The sequence below is a fragment of the Tumebacillus permanentifrigoris genome, assembly GCF_003148565.1.
GTDB classification, from domain to species: Bacteria; Bacillota; Bacilli; order Tumebacillales; family Tumebacillaceae; genus Tumebacillus; species Tumebacillus permanentifrigoris.
In genome coordinates this window covers 18010-39799 of record NZ_QGGL01000010.1, presented here as the reverse complement: position 1 = coordinate 39799, position 21790 = coordinate 18010, and the positions used below count along the sequence as shown (strand labels likewise).

The window sequence follows — 21790 nt, the reverse complement described above, 5'->3', positions numbered from 1 at the left end:
CTACTCCTCCGTCGTAAAGGGTTTTTTCGTCAACTGGCCTGCTTCTTGGACCAGCATCTCGATTTTCTGCTCCGCTTGGTCCAGCTTCTCGCGACAGACGCGCGCGAGGCTCATGCCTTCTTGGAATTCGGCGATCGCTTGTTCCAGTGGCAGGTCGCCTGCTTCCATCGCACGAACGATCTGTTCGAGGCGTTCCAGCGCTTGTTCAAAGGTGGTTTCCTCGTGTTGTGGTTGCTCAATCGTTTCCGTCATCGGTGTTCTCCTCCTTCAATCCCCAAACCTGGCAGTCCAGCCAACCATCGCGGACACGGACTAGCACCTGATCGCTTGGATTCACGTCCTGGACGGAACGGATCAGGCGTTTTTGATCAGCGGTGTAGACAAGCGAATAGCCGCGGCGCATCACGCTCAGCGGGCTATAGGCATCCAGCTTGTCCAGCAAACGGTCAAATTTATTCGCATCGCGTTCCACCGTGCGCCCCATCCCGCGCTGCAAGCGCTCCACCGCATAGACCAATTGCTGCTCCAACCGCTTCGCTCGCTCGACGGGACTGGTCTGAAGCAGGCGCGTCTCCAATTGGGACAGGCGGCGGTTCTGTTGATTCGCCAGTCGGGTCAAGGCGAGTTGCAAGCGGTCTTCTTGGTTGTCGATCACTTGTCGCCATTGGTTCAATTGGTGCGTTGGACGCGTAAACAGCGGTGATGCTTCGAGGCGCTGCAGACGGTTGCGCCCTTCGCGCAGGCGGCCTTGCAGCGCTTTTTCCATCCGGGTGCTCAGTTGTTCGACATGACGACGCAACTCCTGCAAGTGCGGCACGGCGAGTTCCGCCGCCGCCGTCGGAGTCGCCGCCCGGACGTCCGCCACGAAGTCGGCGAGCGTGGTATCCGTCTCATGCCCAACTGCTGAGATGACCGGAATCGACGAGGCGTGGATGGCGCGCACGACGACCTCCTCGTTGAACGCCCACAGTTCTTCAAACGAACCGCCGCCGCGACCGACGATCAGCACATCGATCTCCCCGAATTCGTTCATCGCGCGGATCGCGTCCGCGACAGAGGCTGCTGCCTGCGGTCCTTGGACGATGACCGGGTGCAGCAGCACGTTTGCCACCGGGAAGCGGCGACGGATCGTGGTGATGATGTCGCGCACGGCAGCCCCCGTCGGCGAGGTAATCACGCCGACGACACGCGGGAAGCTCGGCAGCGGTTTTTTGTGCGCCGCGTCGAACAAGCCCTCGCGTTCGAGTTTTTCCTTGAGTTGTTGCAACGCGAGAAACAGCGAACCTAGTCCTTCCGGTTGCATGTCGTCGACGTACAGCTGGTACGCCCCGTCGCGCTCGAACACGGAGATGTAGCCGTGCACGATCACTTTCATGCCTTCCTTCGGGATAAATTTCAGGTAGCGGTTGTTGCCGGCAAACATGATCGCTTTGACCCGTGAATTCGGGTCTTTGAGCGTAAAATACATGTGGCCCTTGCTGTGATGGGTGAAGTTGGAGATTTCCCCTCGCACCCAACAGTCTTGCAGGCCAGGATTGGTTTCAAACATCTGTTTGATCTTCATCGTCAGCATGCTGACGGTCGGGATCTCACGCGGTTGTATCAAAACGCTCGTCCTCTCGTTGCCAATTGGGTCAGATAGTAGCATTCTAACACAGGTAAAAAAAAGTTCACACCCGCGCGGGTGTGAACTTTCGCTCTAGTGGTCACGCGAGGAACTGTGGCCTGGGTGGAGCTTGGAGTTCGGGTCATAGAACAGTTTCGCGTTGTTGACGGCGGTCGGTGCTTCCCCGAAGCCAGTTGCGATCAGCTTGACTTTGCCTGGGTAGGTGACGACATCGCCTGCCGCGTAGACGCCTGGGATGTTGGTTTCACACTTGGTGTTGATGACGATCGCGTTGTTCTCGATCTCGAGGCCCCACTCGTGAACCGGGCCGAGCGATGCCGAGAAGCCGAGTGCGCCGATGATCAGGTCGACGTCGATCTCTTCGGTCGACTTGTCCTTGTTGTTGACCAACAGGGCTTTTTCTACCTTGCCCTCGCCATGGACCGCTTTGAGTTCGGCAAAGACTTTGACTTCAACGGATGACTTTTGCAGGTTCTTGACAGACTCTTCGTGTGCGCGGAACTGGTCGCGACGGTGGATGAGCGTAACTTTTTCACAGACCGTTTCCAGCATCAGCGCGTAGTCGACCGCAGAATCGCCGCCGCCGACGACGAGGGCTTTTTTGCCTTGGTGCGCTTGGAGGTTGTCGATGAAATAGTGGATGCCTTTGTCGCGGAAGTCGCTTGCGTTCTCCGCCGGAAGTTCACGCGGGGTGAATGCGCCGATGCCTGCGGTGATGATCACCGTCTTGGAGTAGTGCTTCGTGTTGTTGGTGGTCAGTTCAAACGTACCGTCTTCGAGCTTGTTCAAGCCGATGACTTTTTCGTTCAGGCAAACGGTCGGGCTGTATTGGAACGCTTGCTCCTTCAGGTTGTTGACGAGATCACGCGCCAGCACCTTCGGGAAGCCCGCTACGTCGTAGATGTACTTTTCCGGATACAGTTCTGCCAACTGACCGCCAAGTTGCGGCAGCGAGTCGATGATTTTCGTCTTCGCGTCCCGGATGCCTGCGTAAAATGCGGTGAACAACCCAGCCGGGCCGCCGCCAACGATCGTGATATCATACATTTCTTGATCTACTTTCAAAGCTTGTGTTTCTGCCATGAATTCTCACTGCCTCCTAATATACAAACAATTTCGAGCTTATATCAAACTCGATTATACAATAAAATTCCTGAGTCCGTTAGGTACTCAGGAATTCCTTTTATATAGAAGTTGTGTCAATCCCAGCCGCGCCACGCCAAATGCATTGTCGGTGGAGTAGCGAGGCAGTGCGAAGTAGAGTTTTGCCTTGACTGCTCGATGTTCGAGACGGTGCTTGAGCCGTTCGCGTATGTAAGCGTTCGCCGCTACACCCCCGACGATCAGCAGGTGCTTGATGCCCAATTCCTCGACCGCTTTGCGCAAAGTCTTCTCGAGGCCCTTCGCGATACAGCGCTCGACAGCACGGGCGACATCCGCCGGGTGAGTGCCCGCCTGAATCAGACGCAAAGCTGCCGTCTCAGGTCCAGCGAAGGACAGGTTGTAACCGTTGACAGGCGATGGCAGCGTCACACTCTCATCGGTCGACTGCTGGGCCAACTGCTCCAACTGCGGCCCTGCGGGGAATGTCAGGCCCAACGCCACACCGATGCGGTCGACAAACTGGCCCGCATGCAAGTCGATGCTGGTTCCCAGCTCTTCGATCTCATAGCCATCTGCCAATCGTTTCACGTCGAGCAAGTCGGTCGTGCCACCTGAGATGTGGACGGCGAGGAAGTGCTCGGACGGGACAACCTCTGTGCTGCCTTCTCCCGCTGCGATGTGGCCTTCTTGGTGCGAGGTTTCGAGGAGCGGCACGCCAAATGTGGCAGCGAGGCTGCGGCCGAGACCCGTGCCTGCGGTGAACACCGGCATGTAGGACCCATCACGACGACGCGGGCGGGTCGAGACACAGACAGCGGCAAGCCCGGTAGGCAATTTGCCGATTTTTTCAATCAGGGTTGGGAGGTTCTGTACATGCTGAAAAAGAGCGGCCGACTGTTGCAGCCCCCGCTCTCCCTCTTCCACTTGCAACAGACGCCGTTCTTCCCGCACGATGTTCCCCTGTGCGTCTACAAGGCAGACAGAGGTCGTGTAGTTGCTGGTGTCGATGCCCAAGACGTAGGTCATTACTGACCCACCTGCGCCCGAATCGTGTCGACCTCCGGCATGATTTTCGCGAGGATTCCGTTGACGAACTTGCCCGACTCCGGGGTGGAGAACCCCTTCACGAGGTCAATCGCCTCGTTGATCACGACGGTGCTCGGCGTCTCGGCGTGGAACAACATCTCATACACCGCCATACGCAGTACGTTGCGGTCAACATTCGCCATCCGGCTGAGGTCCCAGCCAACCGAATACTTGGCCAACAGTTCGTCGATCATCGCTTGGTGCGAGACAGTGCCAGACACGAGGTCGCGGACGAACAACGGGTCCACCTCAGCCCCTTCTTGATCTAACACATGGGAGATCGCATCTTGCACGTCGGCGCTGACGACGTCGATCTGGAAAAGTCCTTGCAACGCAAATTCTCTGGAAGTTCTGCGGCTCATCTCTTGCACTCCTTATGTGTGTCACATGCGTCTCTGTATCTCTTAGTGTACCCGAATGGCAAAAAGGAAACCACCTAGAAAGGTGGTTACTCACGGTGTTTCGGCGGCACGATGCGGTCCAGTACATCTCGCCAGTCTTCGCGATCATCCAACATCTTGCCCACGAAGTACCCGACGATGAGGAACAAGCCAAATGCAACCGTCTGCAGGAAGCCAAAGATCAGGTACAACAACCCGAACACAAATCCTACAGCCAGTCCCAAAAAGCGCTTGTTCTCGAGGAGGAATTGTGCAGACTGGATCAGCTTGTCCATCTCCTACTCCACCCGTCTCTTCGTCACTTGCACGACGTCCGGCTTTACAGCCAGCTCCGTCACGTAGACGGTGACAGAATCGACTTTGATGCCCGTCGTGGTCACGATGTAGGTTTTGACCGCTTCCTGTAGGTCTGCTGTGGTTTTCGGGATGTCGAGATCCACTTCAATCGAGTAGCGGATCATGATCTTGAGCAGACCATTCTCTGTCGTGCGAACACGGGTCGTCTGGTTCTGTACGCCACGAATCGTCGAGGCGGCACGACCGACGAGTTGTTCGATCGTCTCATACGAGATCTTCACATCCCCATTTTCCAAGCGATGTGTGACCGTCTCAGGTTCCCGCGCCGGGCGTTGACCCGTGCGAGCAAACAGGAAATACAGCGAGAACAGGATCGCGATCACAGCGACCACAGCGGCCTGATCATTCAATTCCAACGTGCGTACCCGGTACAAACCTGCATAGTCCAACAGGCCGAGCACCGACACAGCAGCAATGCCAAGTGCAAACAGCCAAAGCAAAATACGCGGGAAGATTTTCATAGGCTTGTCCTCCTCTCCAATGGAAGATAACCCCCCTGAATTACAGGGGGGTTCTCCCAAGTCAAAACGCACTACAGGACACGATGATTCGGGGGCTGTTGCAATTCCTCGTCTTTGATGACTTCTTCAACGACTGGCTTGTTGAAGGTCACGCCCAACACGTGGACGTTGACTTCGATCACTTCGAGACCGGTCATGCTTTCAATCGCACGCTTCACGTTGTCTTGGATCTCGCCTGCCACTTCCGGGATGCGAACACCGTAATCAGCTACGATCGACACGTCGACCGCGCACTGCTTTTGTCCGACTTCCACTTTGACACCCTTGCTGAGGTTCTTGCGACCCAACAATTCGGCGATGCCGCCTGCTACGCCACCCGACATGCCGGCTACGCCGACGACTTCGGTTGCAGCAAGACCTGCGATAATCTCAATGACTTCGTTCGCAATGCGAATGTTCCCCATATCTGTGGAACTGAATTCTGTGTTCATCGTCACTGGTGAGTTCCCTCCCTCGTCTTGTCCCATGCATTACTATATAAGTATAGTCTTCTGGCTGTTTTATGACAAAGGATACATTTCGAGGAATTTCGTGGTGATATCGCCCTCGATGAATTTCTCGTGGCGTAGCACCTTCAGATGGAACGGAATCGTGGTTTTGATCCCCTCGATGGTGAACTCGCTCAACGCACGGTGCATCCGAAGAATCGCTTCTTCACGAGTCGGTGCCCAAACGATCAGCTTGGCGATCATCGAGTCATAGAACGGGTTGACCGTATAGCCTTCAAAGGCCGCCGAATCGACGCGAACCCCGTAACCGCCTGGTACACGGTAGCGGGTGATCTTGCCCGGGCACGGCATGAAGTTTTTCTCTGGATCTTCGGCATTGACGCGGCATTCGATCGACCAACCTTCGAGGACGACTTCCTCCTGGGTGATCGAGAGCGGGTAGCCTGCAGCCACACGGATCTGTTCCTTGATCAAGTCGATGCCGGTGATCATTTCTGTGACCGGGTGCTCAACTTGGATACGGGTGTTCATCTCCATGAAGTAGAAGTTGCCCTCGATGTCGTAGATGAACTCGATCGTGCCAGCACCCGAGTAATTGACCGCTTTCGCCGCCGCTACCGCTGCTTCGCCCATCGCTTGGCGCTTCTCCGGCGTCAGAGCCGGGGACGGTGCCTCCTCGATCAGCTTTTGCAGGCGGCGCTGGATCGAACAGTCGCGCTCGCCGAGGTAGATCGCGTTGCCGTGCTTGTCACCCATGACTTGGATCTCCACGTGGCGCATCTCGGTGATGTACTTTTCGAGATAGACCCCCGCGTTGCCAAACGCGGTCTGTGCTTCGGTTTGGGCCATCGTGACCAGACGCGCGAGTTCGTCGCGGTCCTGTGCGATTCGGATGCCTTTGCCGCCACCGCCTGCGGTCGCTTTGATGATGATCGGATATCCGATTTCATCCGCAATGCGCAACGCTTCGTCCATATCTTCGACGAGGCCCTCGGTGCCTGGAACGCATGGAACGTTTGCTGCTTTCATCGTGTCTTTGGCAGACGCTTTGTCACCCATCTTCTCAATCGCGGAGGAATCCGGACCGATGAAGGTGATGCCGCAAGCTTTGCAGAACTCGGCAAAGTCGGCATTTTCCGCCAAGAAGCCATAGCCTGGGTGGATCGCATCGACCCCGATTGCAGTCGCGAGGGACAGGATGTTCTTGATGTTCAAGTACGAATCGCGCGACAGGGTCGGACCCACACAGTAGGCTTCGTCCGCGAGTTGGACATGCAGAGCCTCGCGGTCAGCCTCTGAATAAATTGCCACCGACGGGATGCCGAGTTCACGGCATGCTCGGATGACGCGAACGGCGATCTCGCCGCGGTTAGCCACTAATACTTTGTGGAACATGGTGTCATCCCCCTGTTTCTTAGTCGAGTTTGACGAGGAACAACGGTTGACCGTATTCCACCAGCTGACCGTTTTCGACGAGCACTTCGACGATTTCGCCTTTTACGTCCGCCTCGATCTCGTTCATCAATTTCATTGCTTCTACGATGCAGACGATCGACTTCTCGTCTACGCGTGCCCCTGCTTTGACATACGCATCTACGTCCGGTGCCGGTGCTTTGTAGAACGTACCGACCATCGGGGAGACGATTTTGTGCAGGTTTTTGTCTTCTACTTTCGCAACCGGTGCTGCGGCAGCTGGTGCTTCTACGACAGGTGCTGCGGTCGGTGCCGGTGCTGCGACTAGAGCCGGAGCTGCAACCGGTGCTGCGACCGGTGCTGGTGCTGCATGGATCACTTGCGGTGTTACGACAGTAGCGCCTACGGCGTCCTTCTTGATCAAGAGTTTTGCGCCGTCGAGTTCATAGTTGAACTCCGAAATGCTCGTTTCATCGAGCAGGCGAATCAATTCACGAATTTCATTCAATTTGAACATGACTCTATGCCACTCTCCTGTGCCAATATGTAATGGTGGTTTTTCTCGCCTAGATTGCCTGTCCACCACAAGTATACCATAGCCCAAAACCTTCATTCTACTTTCCGGTCTAAATTAGAGTCACTCCCTGGTCGAACTCATAAAAATCAAGAGACCCCGAGAGCTCGGGATCTCTTGTGCCACAAGGGTTTATTCGTGTTTGCTGACCACAACTTTGCTGGAGGACACGCCCATTTCTTTGGCGACGATGCCCATCAATTTGACCACTTTTTTCTTGTCAAGGTCGTGTGATTGTACGGTTACATTCACTTTGTCATCTTTAACTTCGACGATTGCATCCGGATATCCTTCTGCCATGATCTTGTCGATTGCATTGTCGATCTTGTCTTGGTTGGCGGTGAGGGATTCGAGGTCTTTTTTTGCTTTTTCCACTTGATCAGCCGGGGTCTTGTCGTTGGCGATCACCGTTTGCAAACGCTCGGCTTCGGCAGACGATTTTTGCGATTCTTCGAGGTGGTGCGAGATGAAGTAGTCGGACGGCTCCATGACGGTTTTGTCGCCGCCTTTGGCTGCATCGGCCTTGCCTTTCTCTGCGGATGTAGGGTCGGCTGCTTGTTGGACCGGATCGGTGGAGACTTCCTTGACGTTGTTGTTCACCGTGTAGAAGCCGATCAGCATCAGGGAGAGCACCATCATCGTAGACAACCAGATCGTTTGACGTTTAGCCATTGTTCAACATCCTCCTAGTAGGTTCGGTTTTTTGGGCGTTACTTTTTCGGCATGATGGATATTTTATGAGGAGGCACGTCCAGCGAGCGCTGGACAGCTTCCGTGATCAACGCTTGAATTTTCACTTCCTCGGCACCTTTGGCAACCACGACCACCCCTCGAACGCGGGGTTTTATCGTTTTGACGAGCACCGGTTGGTCGGTGCCGTTTTTCTTGGTCATGACGATCTGTCCGTTTTTGTCAAAGGTGGTAACCGAACGATTTCCCCCGCTTTTGTCGACCTCGTTGGTGGTCTGGCGGTTTTCTTGGTCGTTTTGGGCGTAGACCATCTCTTCGCTAGAATCGATCGTCACCATCACTTTGGCATCGCTGACCCCACGAATGGTGTCGAGGATTTCTGTCAAGCGGTCCTCGTACATTTTCTCGTAGGTGGCCATCTCATGCTGCTCGGTGTTGACGACGACGCTTTCCGTCGCTTTTTGCGCCGCCGCTGGCTGTTCGCTCCCCTGCGCCCCCCACGAGAAGGGGTTGAAGAGGAGCACGACCCCGATGGCGCCCATCGCAATCAGCGTGGCTTTGTTTTTCATCAGTTCTTGCAATTTGTGGTTCCAATTGCTCAAGAATCTTCACCCCCTGTCAGGAATCCCGCCAGACGACGCGGATTTGCGATGCTGTGAGTTTGTACTCGGCGGCGATCTGCGTGCGGATCGCCGCCGCTGTCTCCGCGTGTCGGCGGTCTGCCTGTGCGAGAGTGGATGGGCTGTCCGCGCTGTCTGTGCTTTTGCCGATCACAACCGGCGCAACGTCTGGTACCGCTTGGACGCTCCCCGCCTCCAGGCGGGTTTTCACCGTGACGGCGAGCGCATCGAGCGTCTGTGGCTGGCCTTGCTCGTTGGGAGTGTACGTCACCTCGACGCGGTCCACGGTCAGCCCTGGCTTCTGTGCTTCGACAATCTGTTTGACGTTTTGGGTGATTCCAGCCTTCCACGCCTCGGCGGTCAGGCCTTGGTTTTGCTGGCGGAGCTGCTCGCCCTGTGCGTTGATCTGCTCAAGCGTGGGCAAGTTGGCTTTGTGTTGACCGCCCGTCAGCAACGAGTCCAGCGTGAAATCCATCTGGTAGATTGATTTCCCAGAAAGTTTCAAGATCGGACTGAGCATCAGCAAGATGATCAACAGCCCCATCACCAGTTTGGCGTAGCGCTGCATGGCGTTGTTCGGCAAGATCATGTCGAGGATCACGGCGAGAAAGATCACGAGGATCAACCCGCGCAACCAATCGCTTAGAAATGTCATCATCGTGGACTCACCTCACCATCACCGACAGATTGCCGGCCGCGATGATCACCGTGACCGCGAGGAAGAACATGAAGCCGACCGTCGCCAGCGCCGCGAACACGAGGATCAAACTCTTGCCGATCGTCGACAGGCAGGCGATGATCGGTGAGTTGCCCAGCGGTTGCATGATCGCCGCCGAGACGTTGTAGACAATCGCCAGCGAGAGAATTTTGATCGCTGGGAACGCCGCCAGCAGGAGCAGAACGCCCGCCCCGGTGATGCCGAGGGCGTTTTTGACGATCAGGCTGGCCCCGACGACCGTATCGGCCGCGTCGGAGAACAGCTTGCCGACGATCGGAACGAAATTGCTGGAGACGTACTTGGCAGCCTTCAGCGAGACCCCGTCAGCGACCGCTCCCGCCGCACCTTGGACGGAGACGACGCCGAGGAAGATCGTGAAGAACACACCCATGATCCAGACAGCAGTGGTCTTCAGGAAGCCCGCCAGTTGCGTGACTTGGTAACGGCTGGAGAGCTTGCTGACCAAGTTCAGGATGGCGGAGAAGAAGATCAGCGGGAAGATCACGTACTGGATCAGGTCGCCGATCACGTTGATCAAAAACACGATCAGCGGATGGATCATCGCCGCCGACGCCACACCGCCTGTCGAGGCCAGCAAGGCGAGATACATCGGAATCGTGGCCGTCATGAAGTCGACCATCGTGGAGATCGCGTCCTTGGCATACCCGGTCGCCGCTGCGAACGATTGCACGGCGAGCAACATCAAGACGAGGAAGCAGATCGTATGGGCGATCTTGGAGACGTTGTTGCCTTCAAACGCGGTCTGCATGTTCTCAAGGATGGCCGCGAACACCGCGAGCACGATAATCGTGCCGAGCAGCCGCGAATTGAGAAACAGCTCGTGGAACAGATATTTGATCAGCCCCGTCAGCAAGCCTTGAAACACGGTGCCGAGATGCCCATGCAGGACGAGGTCGCCTACATGTCCCTTGACCTCCGCTGGCAGGTAGTCACCGTACTCTTGCACGATCTCGTCCATAAATTGATCGAAGTCGTGCAGGTCCAGTTGGCTCAGTTGTTGCTCGACCAGCGGGTCGGTCAAACTTGCACTCGGACTTTGCTGCGGCGGCTGTTGAGCCGTCGTGGGCACGGTTTGTGTCGCAGGTGGCGGCGAGGTCCCTTCCGCATAGGCGGAGGTGAGGTTGCCCACGCTCACAGCGATCATCAGTGCAAGCCACGTGAAGAGCCAGGTATAGCGCGTCTTGGTTGTCCGTTTTTGATTCAGCCTCATCGCCTCACCTCCTTGGAATGTCCCGCTGTGTCAATTCGGGAGCAGGTTCAACACCGTTTCCACCACGCGTTGCACAATCGGCAGAGCCAACACCAAGATCAGAATTTTCCCGGCGAGTTCGATCTTGGAAGCGATCGAGCCTTCTCCGGTGTCCTTGGCGACTTGGGCCGCGAATTCTGCGATGTAAGCGATCCCGATGATTTTCAGGATCGTCTGTAAAAAAATCATCTCGACCCCGGCTTGCACGGACAGCCGCTCCAAGAGCGATATCACCAGCTGAATCTTGTCGAGCAAGAAGATAAAGATGAAGACCCCGACGAGCACGGTCAGCAAAAACGCAATCTGCGGGGACTTGCCCTTGATGACGACGATCAGCATGGTGGCGGTCAATCCGAGGCCCGCAATTTGGATGATGTCCATAGGCGTCGAACTCCTTTGCTACCCCGGACGCTAGTGCGACAGGAACACGTCGCGGACTTTGTCAAACAGGTCTCCAATGTAGGAAACGACCGTGAACATGATGACGATGAAGCCGGTCAAGGTCGCCCAAGAGGCGAACTCTTCCTTGCCGGACTGCTTTAAGACGGTGTGGATCACAGCCGTGAGGATGCCCACGCCAGCGATAAAGAAAATTTCATTGATCTCGGTGCCCATGATCGTTCGTTTCCCCCCACTCAATACAACAGGATCAAGACGGCGAGCCCGAGCAGTGCGCCGAGGTACCGCCACATTTTTTCGTTGCGGGCTTGGTCATCGCGGGCGCCGGCCTCCTCCGCCGTCAAGTGTGCGACGCCGAGGTGGATGTGCTTGATCTGGTCGGCGCGATCTGAGACGCCGAGCGTCCGTCCGAATTGACGGAGCACATCGCGGTCGGTCTCTTTCAGGATCAACTTCCCGCGCATCTCGCTGAGCGCTTCCTGCCAGGCACCATCGCCAGTCAGCCCGCGCCCGTCGCGGAGCTTGTCAGAGATTTTTTGAAAAAACTCTCCGACCGGAGCGGGCATGCGCGAAGCGATGCGCTGGCAGGCTTCCGGCAGCGGTGTGGCTGCGTAGAAGATCTCGGTCTCCAGCACTTTCAAAGCGCTGACGAAATGTCGCAACTGCTTGGGGCGGTCGCCATAGCGGTTCGCGATGCGAAAGCCAGCCATCGTCGAGGCCGCGAGCACCAACACGCCGCCGAGGAGTTTAATCATGATCCTCACTCCCCGTCTGAACACGCTCGCCACGGCGGTCGTACACGCCTTCGATCGTGCAGGGCCCTCGACGACGGGAGAGCACGATGTAGCGGGTGAACGCGCCTTGCTCGAACAGTTGGCGCAACACCGGGCGGTTGCGAACTTCATGCATCCCGAAGCCATGTGCGGTGGTGACGACATGAACCCCGGCGTGAATCGCTTCCAGCAGGGCTGCTCCATCCTCAGGCCGTCCGATCTCGTCGGTGACGAGGACGTTGGGCGACATCGAGCGGATCAGCATCTGCATGCCCTCGGCTTTCGGACAGGCGTCCAACACATCGGTGCGCGGCCCGAGATCGTGTTGCGGAATTCCGCGCCAACTGGCAGCGATCTCAGAACGCTCGTCCACGATGCCGACTTTCAACGGCGGCAGTTTGGCGTGCAACGTGCCAGTGGAGAGGTGTCGGGCGAGGTCGCGCAACAGCGTGGTCTTGCCGCATTGGGGCGGTGAGATCAGCAACGTGTTGTGCAGACGGTAGGCGGCGGAGTCGATCAGCAAGTGGCGGATCTGCTCCGCCGCGTGACGAACGTCACGAGCGATGCGGAGGTTGAAGGTGGTAATTTCCTTCAAGCCCCGGAGCTGTCCAGTTCCATCCAGCAGTGCTCGTCCCGCGAGACCGACACGGTGCCCGCCGGGGATGGTGAGGTAGCCGCGCTTGAGCTCCTCCTCGAGTGCGTACAGCGACGAATTGGTCATCAAATTGAGCGTTTGGGCGATGTCCTCGTCCGTGACGAGGTGCCCGTCCTCCACGCGGGGAGAAGTCAACCCGGCAAGCGTGACAAACGCCTCTCGTCCCCCATAGTAGACTTGCAGCGGTCGTCCGAGCCGGATGCGAACCTCCTCCAGTTGGTGGCGAACCTCTTCTGGTAACGAGAGGATCGCTTGGCGAAGGCGCTGAGGAAGCACCGGCGCGATTTGATCCCGCAGGACGGGATCGATGTCGAGCGACGTTTGCGGCCGGTTGTGTACGATCATCGTGTCTCCACCTCCCTGTTCCCGTTTGGTTATTTCATGTGTATGGGACAGGATGTGCAGTTATACCAACTTGTGTGAAGAAACACTAGGAAAAAGTTTTATAGGTTGCACAGGCTTTGCTAGAGACATAGGACTTTAGTCGAAAGATTTTATTTAAACAAGGTGATATAATAAAATAAACTTTTAATTCAAAGGGGTGATAGCAAATGAACAGCTACCGCATCAACTCGTCTACGAACCCGTACAGCACGAACTGGGCCGCTTCCCCGTACACACGCACGACGAAGCCGACGCTCCCCACGACATCCTTCGATCCATTCCAGAAAAACTACAGCAAAGCGATGTCGAGCGTCTTCCAAAGTTTCACGTCGCTGAGCAAAGTCGTGGGGAATCTGACCGACAAAACCGACAACGTGCTGAACAAGCGTGCAGTCGATACCGGGGACTCGAAATTCTTCAGCGCAACGGCGAAACAAGGAGCGTCGATCGCCTCCTATCAAGTCGGAGTCAAGCAGATCGCCACCGCGCAGCAAAACACCGGCGGATTGTTTCAATCGAACGGGACGGGAGCGTTCAGCAACGGAACGCATTCGATGAAGCTCGCTCTCTCCGATGGGAAAAGTGTGAACGTCTCCGTCAATGTGAAGTCTGGTGAAAGCAACGAAACCGTATTGAAAAACATGGCGGGTGCGATCAACAGTTCCAACCTCGGCGTCAAAGCGCAAGCGGTGACGGCAAAGCAAAGCGACGGCACCACACAGACTCGGCTCGTCGTTACCTCTGCGAAGACGGGCACAGATGCCGGATTCAAGTTGACCGACACCTCAGGCAATCTAGCAGCTGCCACTGGAGCCAACACGGTGTCTACAACTGCAAAAAACGCAGAGTATTCAGTGAACGGAAAATCCTACACGAGCCAAAGCAATGAAGTAACACTCGACGATGGCAAAGTTGCGCTTTCCTTAAAGGGTGCAACCGCGAAGCTGGAGACGCTGCGTGTAAAATCGGACACGCAGGCCGTTACCAGCGGGGTAAAAGAGTTCGTGAAGGCGTACAACGAGACGCTGACAACGTTAAAAAGCAACTCCGGTTTTGCGATCAACAAAAAATGGCACAACGAACTGACGCAACAGTCCACCCGTGCCGACCTGAGTAAAATCGGGATCACGGTCAACGCGGATCATACGCTTCGAGTCGATGAGGCGGTGCTGACCAAGGCAGCCAGTACACACTTCGACCAAGTTCAAAACGCCCTGACTGGACCTAGAGGACTGATCGCACGCGTTGGTGTGCAAGCCCAGAAGACGAGCGCCTCTCAGATGGCACAGTATTTTGAAAGTGCGCGACCAACAGACTCTGTCCATGTAGATGAGTACAGCCGCTATCAAAACATGATGAACTTCCAGTTTTCCAGCATGAACCAAGGGAACTTTATGAACTTGTTGGCTTGACGCACTGCTTCCTTTTTCGTTTCCTCAGAGCAGCCCAACAATCCCCTTACGGTAGACAGTAAAAAAGAACCCATTGTATCTTATGGGTTCTTTTTTCTACGCACGATTACTTTTTCTGGGTCAGCATCGCATAGAGTTCTTCCGGTTCGTAGCGATGGCCTGCGTCAATGAAGTTGCGGGCGAACGTCTCCCGTAACGGAGTCTTCAATGCTTTGCCCCCAAGATTTAAATAAAGCATGTAGGTTGGCTGCTCCCCTGCTACCTGCTCCAGCAAGTCCTTGCCTTTGTTCACGTTCACGGTGTATGCCTTGATGAAGACCTTGTCCTGCAACGCCCCGTACTCCAACTCAACCGGGGCGTACTGCAGCTCTTTTTGCGTGCCCGAGATCGCGGCTGCGAGCAGTTCGTGGATGAACAGCTCGCAAAGAATCGGGTCAGCCCCCTCACGCTTCAGGACATATTGAGCAAAACGTGCCGGAGAGATGTCCACATCCATGCGTGGGCCGACGGGTGTCATGCGGCTGTATGCGAGGTAGTCGTCCACCAGCTCCTGTAACGAACGCGTGGTAAGCAACTGGGAGATGGTGAGCGGGAAGAGGCGATCCCGCCACTTTTTCACCATCTGCAAGGTGTGGTTATCCCCGATCATCTCGAGGCGGTCGAGGTTGGTCTGCTCCAGCAGGCCTAGTTCCACTTCGGTGATCGGGTAAGGGAACGCGTCGGTCTTGCCTTGGCGAATCTGTTCGCGCAGGTAGGACGAGTAGCAGACGTGGTACGTCAGGTGGATTTGTTGTTCGAGACTCATGCCTTCACCTCCAAGAACGACTGGCAACGCGCCCGTAGATCGACGAGGTTTTGCAAAAGCACATCATCGGGTGTGCCTTCCGCTTCGTAGGTGACGCCTTTTAAGTTCTTCGTGCGTGGGAGCATGTAGTCGAGGTAGCGGTAGGTCTCTTCGAAGATCACACCGTTATCGTGACCATGTGAGTCGATGTAGGCTTGGACCCCGTTTTTCTCCATCCATGTACCGCCCGCCACGTGGATCTCGATGATGCGGTCGGACGCCAAGTTGTCGAGGTTCGCATCCCACGGCAAACCGGCAGCCACTTGATAGGACCAGAGGTGGCCGAGATCGAGCACGAACGCCGTGTCGAGCTCTTGGGCAAGTCGCGACATGAAGTCCACGATGTGGATACCGCCGTAGACGAATTGGAACGGCGGGTTTTCCAGAAACACCGGACATGGAAAGTGTGACTGGATAAACTGGAGGTTTTCGATGGTCGTCTTCAGCGATTCCTCGGTTAACAGGGCCGGGATCATGAAGTCACAGCGCTTGTCGCCGACAGAGCGGAACGCAGCTTCCTCGATGCACCACTTGGCATTCAGGACTTTGACATACTCAACGACCATGCTCTGCGCCTCTTCCAAGCCGTCGATCGGACAGCAGACGTCGAGAATTTCATTGTGGTAGAGCAAGGGCAGGTTGCTGTCGACCATCTGCTTGACATGGTCGGTCATGCTGGTGCGGTTGCTGGTGTAAAACTCAAGGTAGTCGAAGTGGCCGTTGTTCAAGCGGAGTACGTTTGGGATGTTCGGTTGGGTATCGTGGATATCGAGTCCTACCCCCAGCCCCATTTTGGGCAGTTGCTTGAAATCAAACGTTTTAGGATCAAACGTCATTGAGATGTACCCCCTTCTATATAAGAATGAGGAAGTTGTCGAGGCTCGAAGGCCGCAACAAACTTCCTCACGTGAATCATTTGAGACACCTAACCGCCATTAGGCAGCCGCGTACTTGGAGTTGTTTGCTTCTACTACATCGATTTCTTCGAACTGGATTTCTTCCTCGGTTGCGAGGTTGCGGAGTTGTTCAACGGACATTCTAATCACCTCCTTTCAAAAGCGAAGGGTCATCAAGCCAGCTCAGCCTGTCGAGACTCCACGAACGGTTCGCTGAAATGGATCATGCCATTGTGCAGCCCGCTTTTCACGAGGCCTTGCAAAAGCCCTTCGTCCACCGGGATGGAATTGCTTCGCAGAACGCCCATCAACTCTTGCAGCGTCTGATTCCCGTCCAGCAACTGGAGGATGCCATAGGACAGAGAGTTCATTTTCATAATCTCGCCCGTCACGCGGTTGAACAGGACGATTTCCTTCTCGCCGGTCTGCACCGGGGTCGCCGCTTTGTTGAAATGCAACGGGCTGTCGAGCACATCGAGTTTCTGTACAGATGAGCGCTGACCTTGTAGCAACAGCATGTCATAGTACAGCAGGTCTTCGAACCGTTCGAGCAGGTCGGCATCACCTTGGATATCACCGACCGTTAGAACACCGGCCTGCAAGCTGTCCACGATTGGCTGGTAGCGTGACTCCAATTGGAAGTAACGACGAGTCTTGCTGTTATAGAAGAGAATGTTTTCGTTGGTCGCCAGATCCTTGCGCGAGAGGTCGCGCTTCATCGTGAAGGCGAGCGTCTCCTCGTCCAGCGAGAGCGTTTCGGAGGGCGGACGGCTGGCGAGACGGACACGGACGTTGAAATACGTCGGCATGCTCTCTTCCGTCGATTCATTCAGGCACAAGCGAAGGAACGGTTCCTCCTCGGCGTGCAGTTTGTTCGCTGATTCATGGAACGATTGATAGTTGGTTTGATCTAAGATGGTGTAGGGGTTCTGGTTGTAGAGGGAGACAACTTGCTCTGCTTCATCGGCCGTGAGACCGATCGTCGCTTCATAGTCGAGGTTTAGTGCGAGGTCATACTCTTCTCCGGGGTCGGTGATCTGGATGCCGTATTCCTCTGGGTTCATCCAAACGCCTGAGTACTTGTCGAGACCGAAGGTCCCGAAGCCACGGGTTGAGTGCGGGTTGTTGTAGGTGTTGCGCGAGAGGTCGAGCATACGACGGGAAAACTCGATGGTCTTCAACGCCTCATGCCGCTCCTCTGTGGGGAAACCGATCATGAAGAACAGATGCGCCGCGATCCCTGCTTCGAAACAGTTGACGAGCGTCGGTTCGATCCATTCGACCTTCGTGTCCTTCTTCATCATGTTCAGCACGCGCTGGTCGTAGGATTCCAAACCAAACTGGATCTTGCGGCAACCGCCCTGGTAGATGTGATCGCAAAACTCCTTGGTGAACGACTTGGTAAATCGCGTTTCCCCGTACCACAGGAAGTCGGCGTTGTTGTCGATCAGCGCCTGAGCCACTTTGCGCATCGTATTGGGCGCGAACGTCTCGTCCACAAAGGTGAAATACTTTGTGTTGTAGCGCTGCGAGAGTTCATTCATGATTTCATAAATCTGGTCGATATCTAAGATTCTGTATTTTCCGTGGCTGGCATAGGGAATCGTACAGAACGTGCAGCGTGCATAACAGCTCTTGGCACTGTAGAGCGGGAGCACGAGATCTGGCATGAAGTATTTCTCCATCGGGAACCCATCGAAGTTCGGCACCGCCAATTCGTGTACGGCAACCGTGACGGCCGAGTTCTTGACCAGTTTCCCGTCTTCCACATAGCATAGGTTCGGGACGAACGCCAGCGGCTGGTCGGTTGCAAGCGCCGTCAGCAGTTGATAGAGCCCCTCCTCCCCCTCGTACATGACACAGGTGTCAAAGATCTCGAAAAAGGGATGCGGCTGTTCCCAGCCGGTGGCGAGGCGCGTCATCATGTTCCCGCCGAAGGTGATATGCTGCACATTCGGGCAGTGCTCGCGAATCAACTTCGCGAGCGTGATCCCAGCGATCAACTGCGACTCGCTTGTGATCGAGATGCCGACAAACGTATGGCCACTCTCTTGGATGCCCGGAATCACGTTGCGTTCGTAGTATTGAATGAACGGATTGAGAATCCGGTCCTCCACAGCTTGCAAAACCTGTTTCGTGGATCTCGAGCTATACTTCAGGCCGATCTTATTGAAGCGAATTGTGATCCCGTCATAGCGGGAGGCGACCAGATGCAAAGCGTCAAACAGGATATTCTGCGTGTACTTGGCTTTGGACAGGTCGTAGTATTCATCGGAGCGGATCGTGTCCTTGGCTTTGTTGACGTTGGTGATCGTATTCTTGCTCAACATCGCACGGGCGTACTTGTTGTACAAAACACGTTCCTCCTGGGTCAACGTCTCACGCGTATCCAGCTCCTCGTGCTTGTCCTTCACGATCTCGTAGCACTCCGCCATGAACTCTGGCGTGAACAGATAGTCGAAAAAGTCCACGTTCAAATCCATGATCTCGCAGTGTACATCTCTATTTTCCAAGTATCCCTTGAGTGCCGGAAGTGCAAGATACGGTCCGAACGGCGTCCAACCCGGCGGGAAAACCAGAAGCGGCCTGACATCCATCTCTATCGCCCCTTACTCAAAGAGTTAAATTGTTGGTTTTGCCCATCTTCTCACGAAGGCGGGTACGCGCTGCAACGGTACAGAGGCCGATGAGCAGCGGAATCAGACCCATGATCACGATCGTCTTGCTTACGCCGACCACCGAAGCGAGCGAGGTTGATCCGATCATCGCAACGGCGATGGTGGCGGAGATCAACCCTTGGTAGATCGAAAAAACGTCCGCGGTGTCGCCGCGTTCCGAAGTCGCAGTCTGAATAAAAGTGATCAAAGCGTTGTCCTGAATCCCGTTCCAGATCCCAATCAGGAAGATCATCGCCACCGAGAGCAGCACCAGACCCGACCAACCAAATGCGATGACGCATGCCCCGCCGGCGATCATCGCCAAGCAGAACAGCAAGTCGCTCGAAATCTTCTTCATGAGCGTCGGACCCCACATCGTGCCGAGGAACAGACCGCCGCCGAGCGCCGACATCAAGTACCCGTAGACTTCCTGTGGCGAGCCGAACACGTCGGACGACACGATCGGGAACATGACGTTCAGGGCTCCGAAGCCCATGCTGCCAACGACATCGCCGATGACGATGAAGAGTAACAACTGGCGGGTCTGATCGCCGATGAGAAAACCGAGTTTCGCGCGGAAGGTCTTCTCCGGTTCAGCCGATTGCGCTTGTGGCTGTGCGTCCTGGCTCTGCGCCGCTCCCTGCTCTGAAGCCCCCTGCTCGTCCACCCGGACGAACATCAGCGTCAGAGCTGAGATCCAGAACGTCGCCGCATTGAACACGATCCCGATCTGGAGACCGAGAATTCCGAAAATCAGACCCCCGATGGCCGGACCCAACAACATCATGAACTGCGAAACGCCAAAGATATAGCTGTTCGCACGGGCGAGCAACGACTCCTCCGGGACAAGCTTCGGGATCAAGGTCACCCGGCCCGGTCGGTAGAAGGCCATCCCCAGCGCGATTAGAATCTGTAGGAGGAAAATGATCCAGACATTCGTCGTGTAGAGAAACATCAGATAACAGATCCCCTGCAGGACGTCTGCCGCGATCATCACGCGCAGAGTCGAGAACTTGCGCAAGACGCGCCCGACAAACGGAGCGACGAAGATACTCGGCAGGAACCTGCACAACATCAGCAGCCCGATCAATTTCGGATCGTTGTTGATGTGGTACAAGAGCACCGGGAGGATCACATAACTGATCCAGTCACCCAGCGTGGTGATCGATTGGCCCAAGAAGAACCAACGAAACCCTTTATAACGAAAAGGGACAGTCCATTGTCTTGACATGGTGAATTTTCTACTCCCTCATTTTAAGTGTTGATTCCTCGGTGTGTTTCTTAACCAAATCATATCCAAAATAGCACGAAAAATCAATAACCTATTTATAAATAATTCACTAGTTAACTCGATCAAATTACAGATTCGCTTAGCGGACACGCTCTGTTGGCAGAGAATTGCTTCGAACAACGAGACGAAAAAAGGGAACTGCATGTGCAGTTCCCTTTTTCCTACCGTTTAAAACTCCAGTTTCGACTCAATAAACGACTTCAACTCTGCAATCGGCATACGCGTCTGTTCCATCGTATCGCGGTCGCGCACGGTCACAGCGCCGTCGGTCTCGGACTCAAAGTCGAACGTGATGCAGAACGGCGTGCCGATTTCATCATGGCGGCGGTAGCGCTTGCCAATCGAGCCGGTCTCGTCATAATCCACATTGAAGTTCTTCGCCAGATCTGCGAACACTTTCGTCGCCGGCTCGGAGAGCTTTTTCGAGAGCGGGAAGATTGCCGCTTTGAACGGAGCCAGTGCCGGGTGCAGGTGCAGGACCGTGCGGGAATCGCCGCCTTCCAGTTGCTGCTCTTCATAAGAGTCGATCAGGAACGCGAGCGTCACGCGGTCCGCACCCAGTGCCGGTTCGATGCAGTACGGCACGTACTTCTCGTTGGTTTCCGGGTCGAGGTAATGGAAGTCCTCACCGGAGTGCTCCATATGACGCTTGAGGTCGAAGTCGGTGCGGGACGCGAGGCCCCACAGTTCGCCCCAACCAAACGGGAACTTGTATTCAAAGTCGGTCGTCGCGTTCGAGTAGTGGGACAGTTCATCCGCGTCATGATCGCGCAGGCGCAGGCCGTCTTCCTTCAGACCGAGGTTCAACAGCCACGACTTCATCTCTTGACGCCAGTAGTCGAACCATTTCAACTCTTCACCCGGCTTGCAGAAAAACTCCAATTCCATCTGCTCGAACTCGCGGGTACGGAACGTGAAGTTCCCCGGCGTGATCTCGTTGCGGAACGATTTACCGATTTGGCCGATACCAAACGGAAGTTTTTTGCGCATCGTGCGCTGTACGTTTTTGAAGTTGACGAAAATCCCTTGTGCCGTCTCCGGACGCATGAAGATCTCGTTGGTGGAGGACTCCGTGACGCCTTGGAAGGTTTTGAACATCAGGTTGAACTGGCGGATGTCGGTGAAGTCATGTGCGCCACAATCCGGGCACGCGATGTTGTGTTCCTTGATCAGATCGGCCATCTGTGCAAACGTCATGCCGTCGACGATGATCTCGATGTCCTTGGCACCCAGCGCTTCCTCGATCAGCTTGTCTGCACGGTGGCGGGCTTTACAGGACTTGCAGTCGATCATCGGGTCGTTGAAGTTGCCGACGTGACCAGATGCCACCCATGTCTTCGGGTTCATCAAGATCGCCGCGTCGAGACCGACGTTGTACGGGGACTCCTGAATGAACTTTTTCCACCATGCTTTTTTGACGTTGTTTTTAAACTCGACGCCGAGCGGGCCGTAGTCCCAAGTGTTGGCGAGGCCACCATAGATTTCTGAACCTGGGAAAATAAAACCACGGTGTTTCGCCAACGCTACGATTTCTTCCATTTTAACACTCATCTGTAACATCTCCTTCACGGGTGTGGGCTCAGCCCAGGGCCAAGAGCATACAAAAAGCTCCCGTCCCAATGGCTGGCTAAACAGCCTAGGGACGGGAG

General features: G+C 55.4%; 24 protein-coding genes. 1 reads left to right on the top strand and 23 read right to left on the bottom strand.

The annotated features are described in order from the left end of the window. The 18 genes from xseB to spoIIIAA all read right to left on the bottom strand — a co-directional run bounded on the left by xseB (window position 1) and on the right by spoIIIAA (window position 13002). Window positions 1-252 (bottom strand): exodeoxyribonuclease VII small subunit, encoded by a 252-nt coding sequence (gene xseB, locus C7459_RS12540; RefSeq protein WP_109689653.1) that lies wholly within the window; start codon window positions 250-252, stop codon window positions 1-3. Next, entirely contained in the window at window positions 236-1573 is a 1338-nt protein-coding gene (xseA, locus tag C7459_RS12535; protein ID WP_245884535.1) for an exodeoxyribonuclease VII large subunit, read from the bottom strand. The genes xseB and xseA overlap by 17 nt, the downstream gene beginning before the upstream one ends. 126 nt (window positions 1574-1699) lie before the next feature. Continuing rightward, window positions 1700-2710 (bottom strand): NAD(P)/FAD-dependent oxidoreductase, encoded by a 1011-nt coding sequence (locus C7459_RS12530; protein ID WP_109689651.1) that lies wholly within the window; start codon window positions 2708-2710, stop codon window positions 1700-1702. Between the two features lie 87 nt (window positions 2711-2797). Continuing rightward, window positions 2798-3757: a Kae1-like domain-containing protein gene (locus tag C7459_RS12525; protein ID WP_109689650.1), complete on the bottom strand. Its 960-nt coding sequence runs from the start codon at window positions 3755-3757 to the stop codon at window positions 2798-2800. Further along, complete coding sequence (gene nusB, locus C7459_RS12520) at window positions 3757-4179, bottom strand: transcription antitermination factor NusB (protein ID WP_109689649.1); 423 nt, start codon at window positions 4177-4179, stop codon at window positions 3757-3759. The genes C7459_RS12525 and nusB overlap by 1 nt, the downstream gene beginning before the upstream one ends. 86 nt (window positions 4180-4265) lie before the next feature. Next, window positions 4266-4493 carry a DUF2273 domain-containing protein gene (locus C7459_RS12515; protein WP_109689648.1) on the bottom strand — a complete coding sequence of 76 codons (228 nt, stop codon included), beginning with the start codon at window positions 4491-4493 and terminating at the stop codon, window positions 4266-4268. A 3-nt stretch (window positions 4494-4496) separates the two neighbouring features. Further along, entirely contained in the window at window positions 4497-5036 is a 540-nt protein-coding gene (amaP, locus tag C7459_RS12510; RefSeq protein WP_109689647.1) for an alkaline shock response membrane anchor protein AmaP, read from the bottom strand. Window positions 5037-5107: 71 nt separating this feature from the next. Continuing rightward, window positions 5108-5527, bottom strand: coding sequence for an Asp23/Gls24 family envelope stress response protein (locus tag C7459_RS12505; protein WP_245884533.1), 420 nt, complete (start codon window positions 5525-5527; stop codon window positions 5108-5110). A 69-nt stretch (window positions 5528-5596) separates the two neighbouring features. Then, complete coding sequence (gene accC / locus C7459_RS12500) at window positions 5597-6940, bottom strand: acetyl-CoA carboxylase biotin carboxylase subunit (RefSeq protein WP_109689645.1); 1344 nt, start codon at window positions 6938-6940, stop codon at window positions 5597-5599. Window positions 6941-6959: 19 nt separating this feature from the next. Beyond that, complete coding sequence (gene accB, locus C7459_RS12495) at window positions 6960-7475, bottom strand: acetyl-CoA carboxylase biotin carboxyl carrier protein (RefSeq protein WP_109689644.1); 516 nt, start codon at window positions 7473-7475, stop codon at window positions 6960-6962. Between the two features lie 189 nt (window positions 7476-7664). Continuing rightward, window positions 7665-8204 carry a SpoIIIAH-like family protein gene (locus C7459_RS12490; protein ID WP_109689643.1) on the bottom strand — a complete coding sequence of 180 codons (540 nt, stop codon included), beginning with the start codon at window positions 8202-8204 and terminating at the stop codon, window positions 7665-7667. Window positions 8205-8242: 38 nt separating this feature from the next. Then, window positions 8243-8824 (bottom strand): stage III sporulation protein AG, encoded by a 582-nt coding sequence (spoIIIAG, locus tag C7459_RS12485; RefSeq protein WP_109689642.1) that lies wholly within the window; start codon window positions 8822-8824, stop codon window positions 8243-8245. 16 nt (window positions 8825-8840) lie between these two features. Further along, window positions 8841-9500 (bottom strand): stage III sporulation protein AF, encoded by a 660-nt coding sequence (spoIIIAF, locus tag C7459_RS12480; protein ID WP_109689641.1) that lies wholly within the window; start codon window positions 9498-9500, stop codon window positions 8841-8843. Between the two features lie 7 nt (window positions 9501-9507). Further along, complete coding sequence (gene spoIIIAE / locus C7459_RS12475; protein WP_245884518.1) at window positions 9508-10791, bottom strand: stage III sporulation protein AE; 1284 nt, start codon at window positions 10789-10791, stop codon at window positions 9508-9510. Between the two features lie 30 nt (window positions 10792-10821). Beyond that, complete coding sequence (gene spoIIIAD / locus C7459_RS12470; protein ID WP_109689640.1) at window positions 10822-11211, bottom strand: stage III sporulation protein AD; 390 nt, start codon at window positions 11209-11211, stop codon at window positions 10822-10824. Window positions 11212-11241: 30 nt separating this feature from the next. Next, the gene (spoIIIAC, locus tag C7459_RS12465; RefSeq protein ID WP_109689639.1) at window positions 11242-11445 is read right to left on the bottom strand and encodes a stage III sporulation protein AC; all 204 of its coding nucleotides are present in this window, start codon (window positions 11443-11445) and stop codon (window positions 11242-11244) included. Window positions 11446-11465: 20 nt separating this feature from the next. Continuing rightward, window positions 11466-11984, bottom strand: a complete 519-nt coding sequence (spoIIIAB, locus tag C7459_RS12460) for a stage III sporulation protein SpoIIIAB (protein WP_109689638.1) — start codon at window positions 11982-11984, stop codon at window positions 11466-11468. Then, window positions 11977-13002 (bottom strand): stage III sporulation protein AA, encoded by a 1026-nt coding sequence (gene spoIIIAA, locus C7459_RS12455; RefSeq protein WP_109689637.1) that lies wholly within the window; start codon window positions 13000-13002, stop codon window positions 11977-11979. Before spoIIIAA ends, spoIIIAB begins: the two co-directional genes overlap by 8 nt. A 206-nt stretch (window positions 13003-13208) precedes the next feature. Between spoIIIAA and fliD the strand changes: the two genes are divergently transcribed. Beyond that, a complete protein-coding gene (gene fliD, locus C7459_RS12450) occupies window positions 13209-14453 on the top strand; it encodes a flagellar filament capping protein FliD (RefSeq protein ID WP_109689636.1) in 1245 nt (414 codons plus the stop codon). A gap of 106 nt (window positions 14454-14559) precedes the next feature. Here fliD and C7459_RS12445 read toward each other — a convergent pair whose 3' ends face one another. The 5 genes from C7459_RS12445 to C7459_RS12425 form a co-directional block, all read right to left on the bottom strand. Next, a complete protein-coding gene (locus C7459_RS12445; protein WP_109689635.1) occupies window positions 14560-15258 on the bottom strand; it encodes a hypothetical protein in 699 nt (232 codons plus the stop codon). Next, window positions 15255-16133: a multinuclear nonheme iron-dependent oxidase gene (locus C7459_RS12440; protein ID WP_109689634.1), complete on the bottom strand. Its 879-nt coding sequence runs from the start codon at window positions 16131-16133 to the stop codon at window positions 15255-15257. Before C7459_RS12440 ends, C7459_RS12445 begins: the two co-directional genes overlap by 4 nt. Before the next feature lie 233 nt (window positions 16134-16366). After that, entirely contained in the window at window positions 16367-18790 is a 2424-nt protein-coding gene (locus C7459_RS12435) for a B12-binding domain-containing radical SAM protein (RefSeq protein ID WP_109689633.1), read from the bottom strand. A 16-nt stretch (window positions 18791-18806) separates the two neighbouring features. Then, on the bottom strand, window positions 18807-20081 hold the full coding sequence (locus C7459_RS12430) for an MFS transporter (RefSeq protein WP_109689632.1): 1275 nt from the start codon (window positions 20079-20081) through the stop codon (window positions 18807-18809). Window positions 20082-20309: 228 nt separating this feature from the next. Then, entirely contained in the window at window positions 20310-21692 is a 1383-nt protein-coding gene (locus tag C7459_RS12425; RefSeq protein ID WP_109689631.1) for a glycine--tRNA ligase, read from the bottom strand. Window positions 21693-21790: the final 98 nt, after the last annotated feature.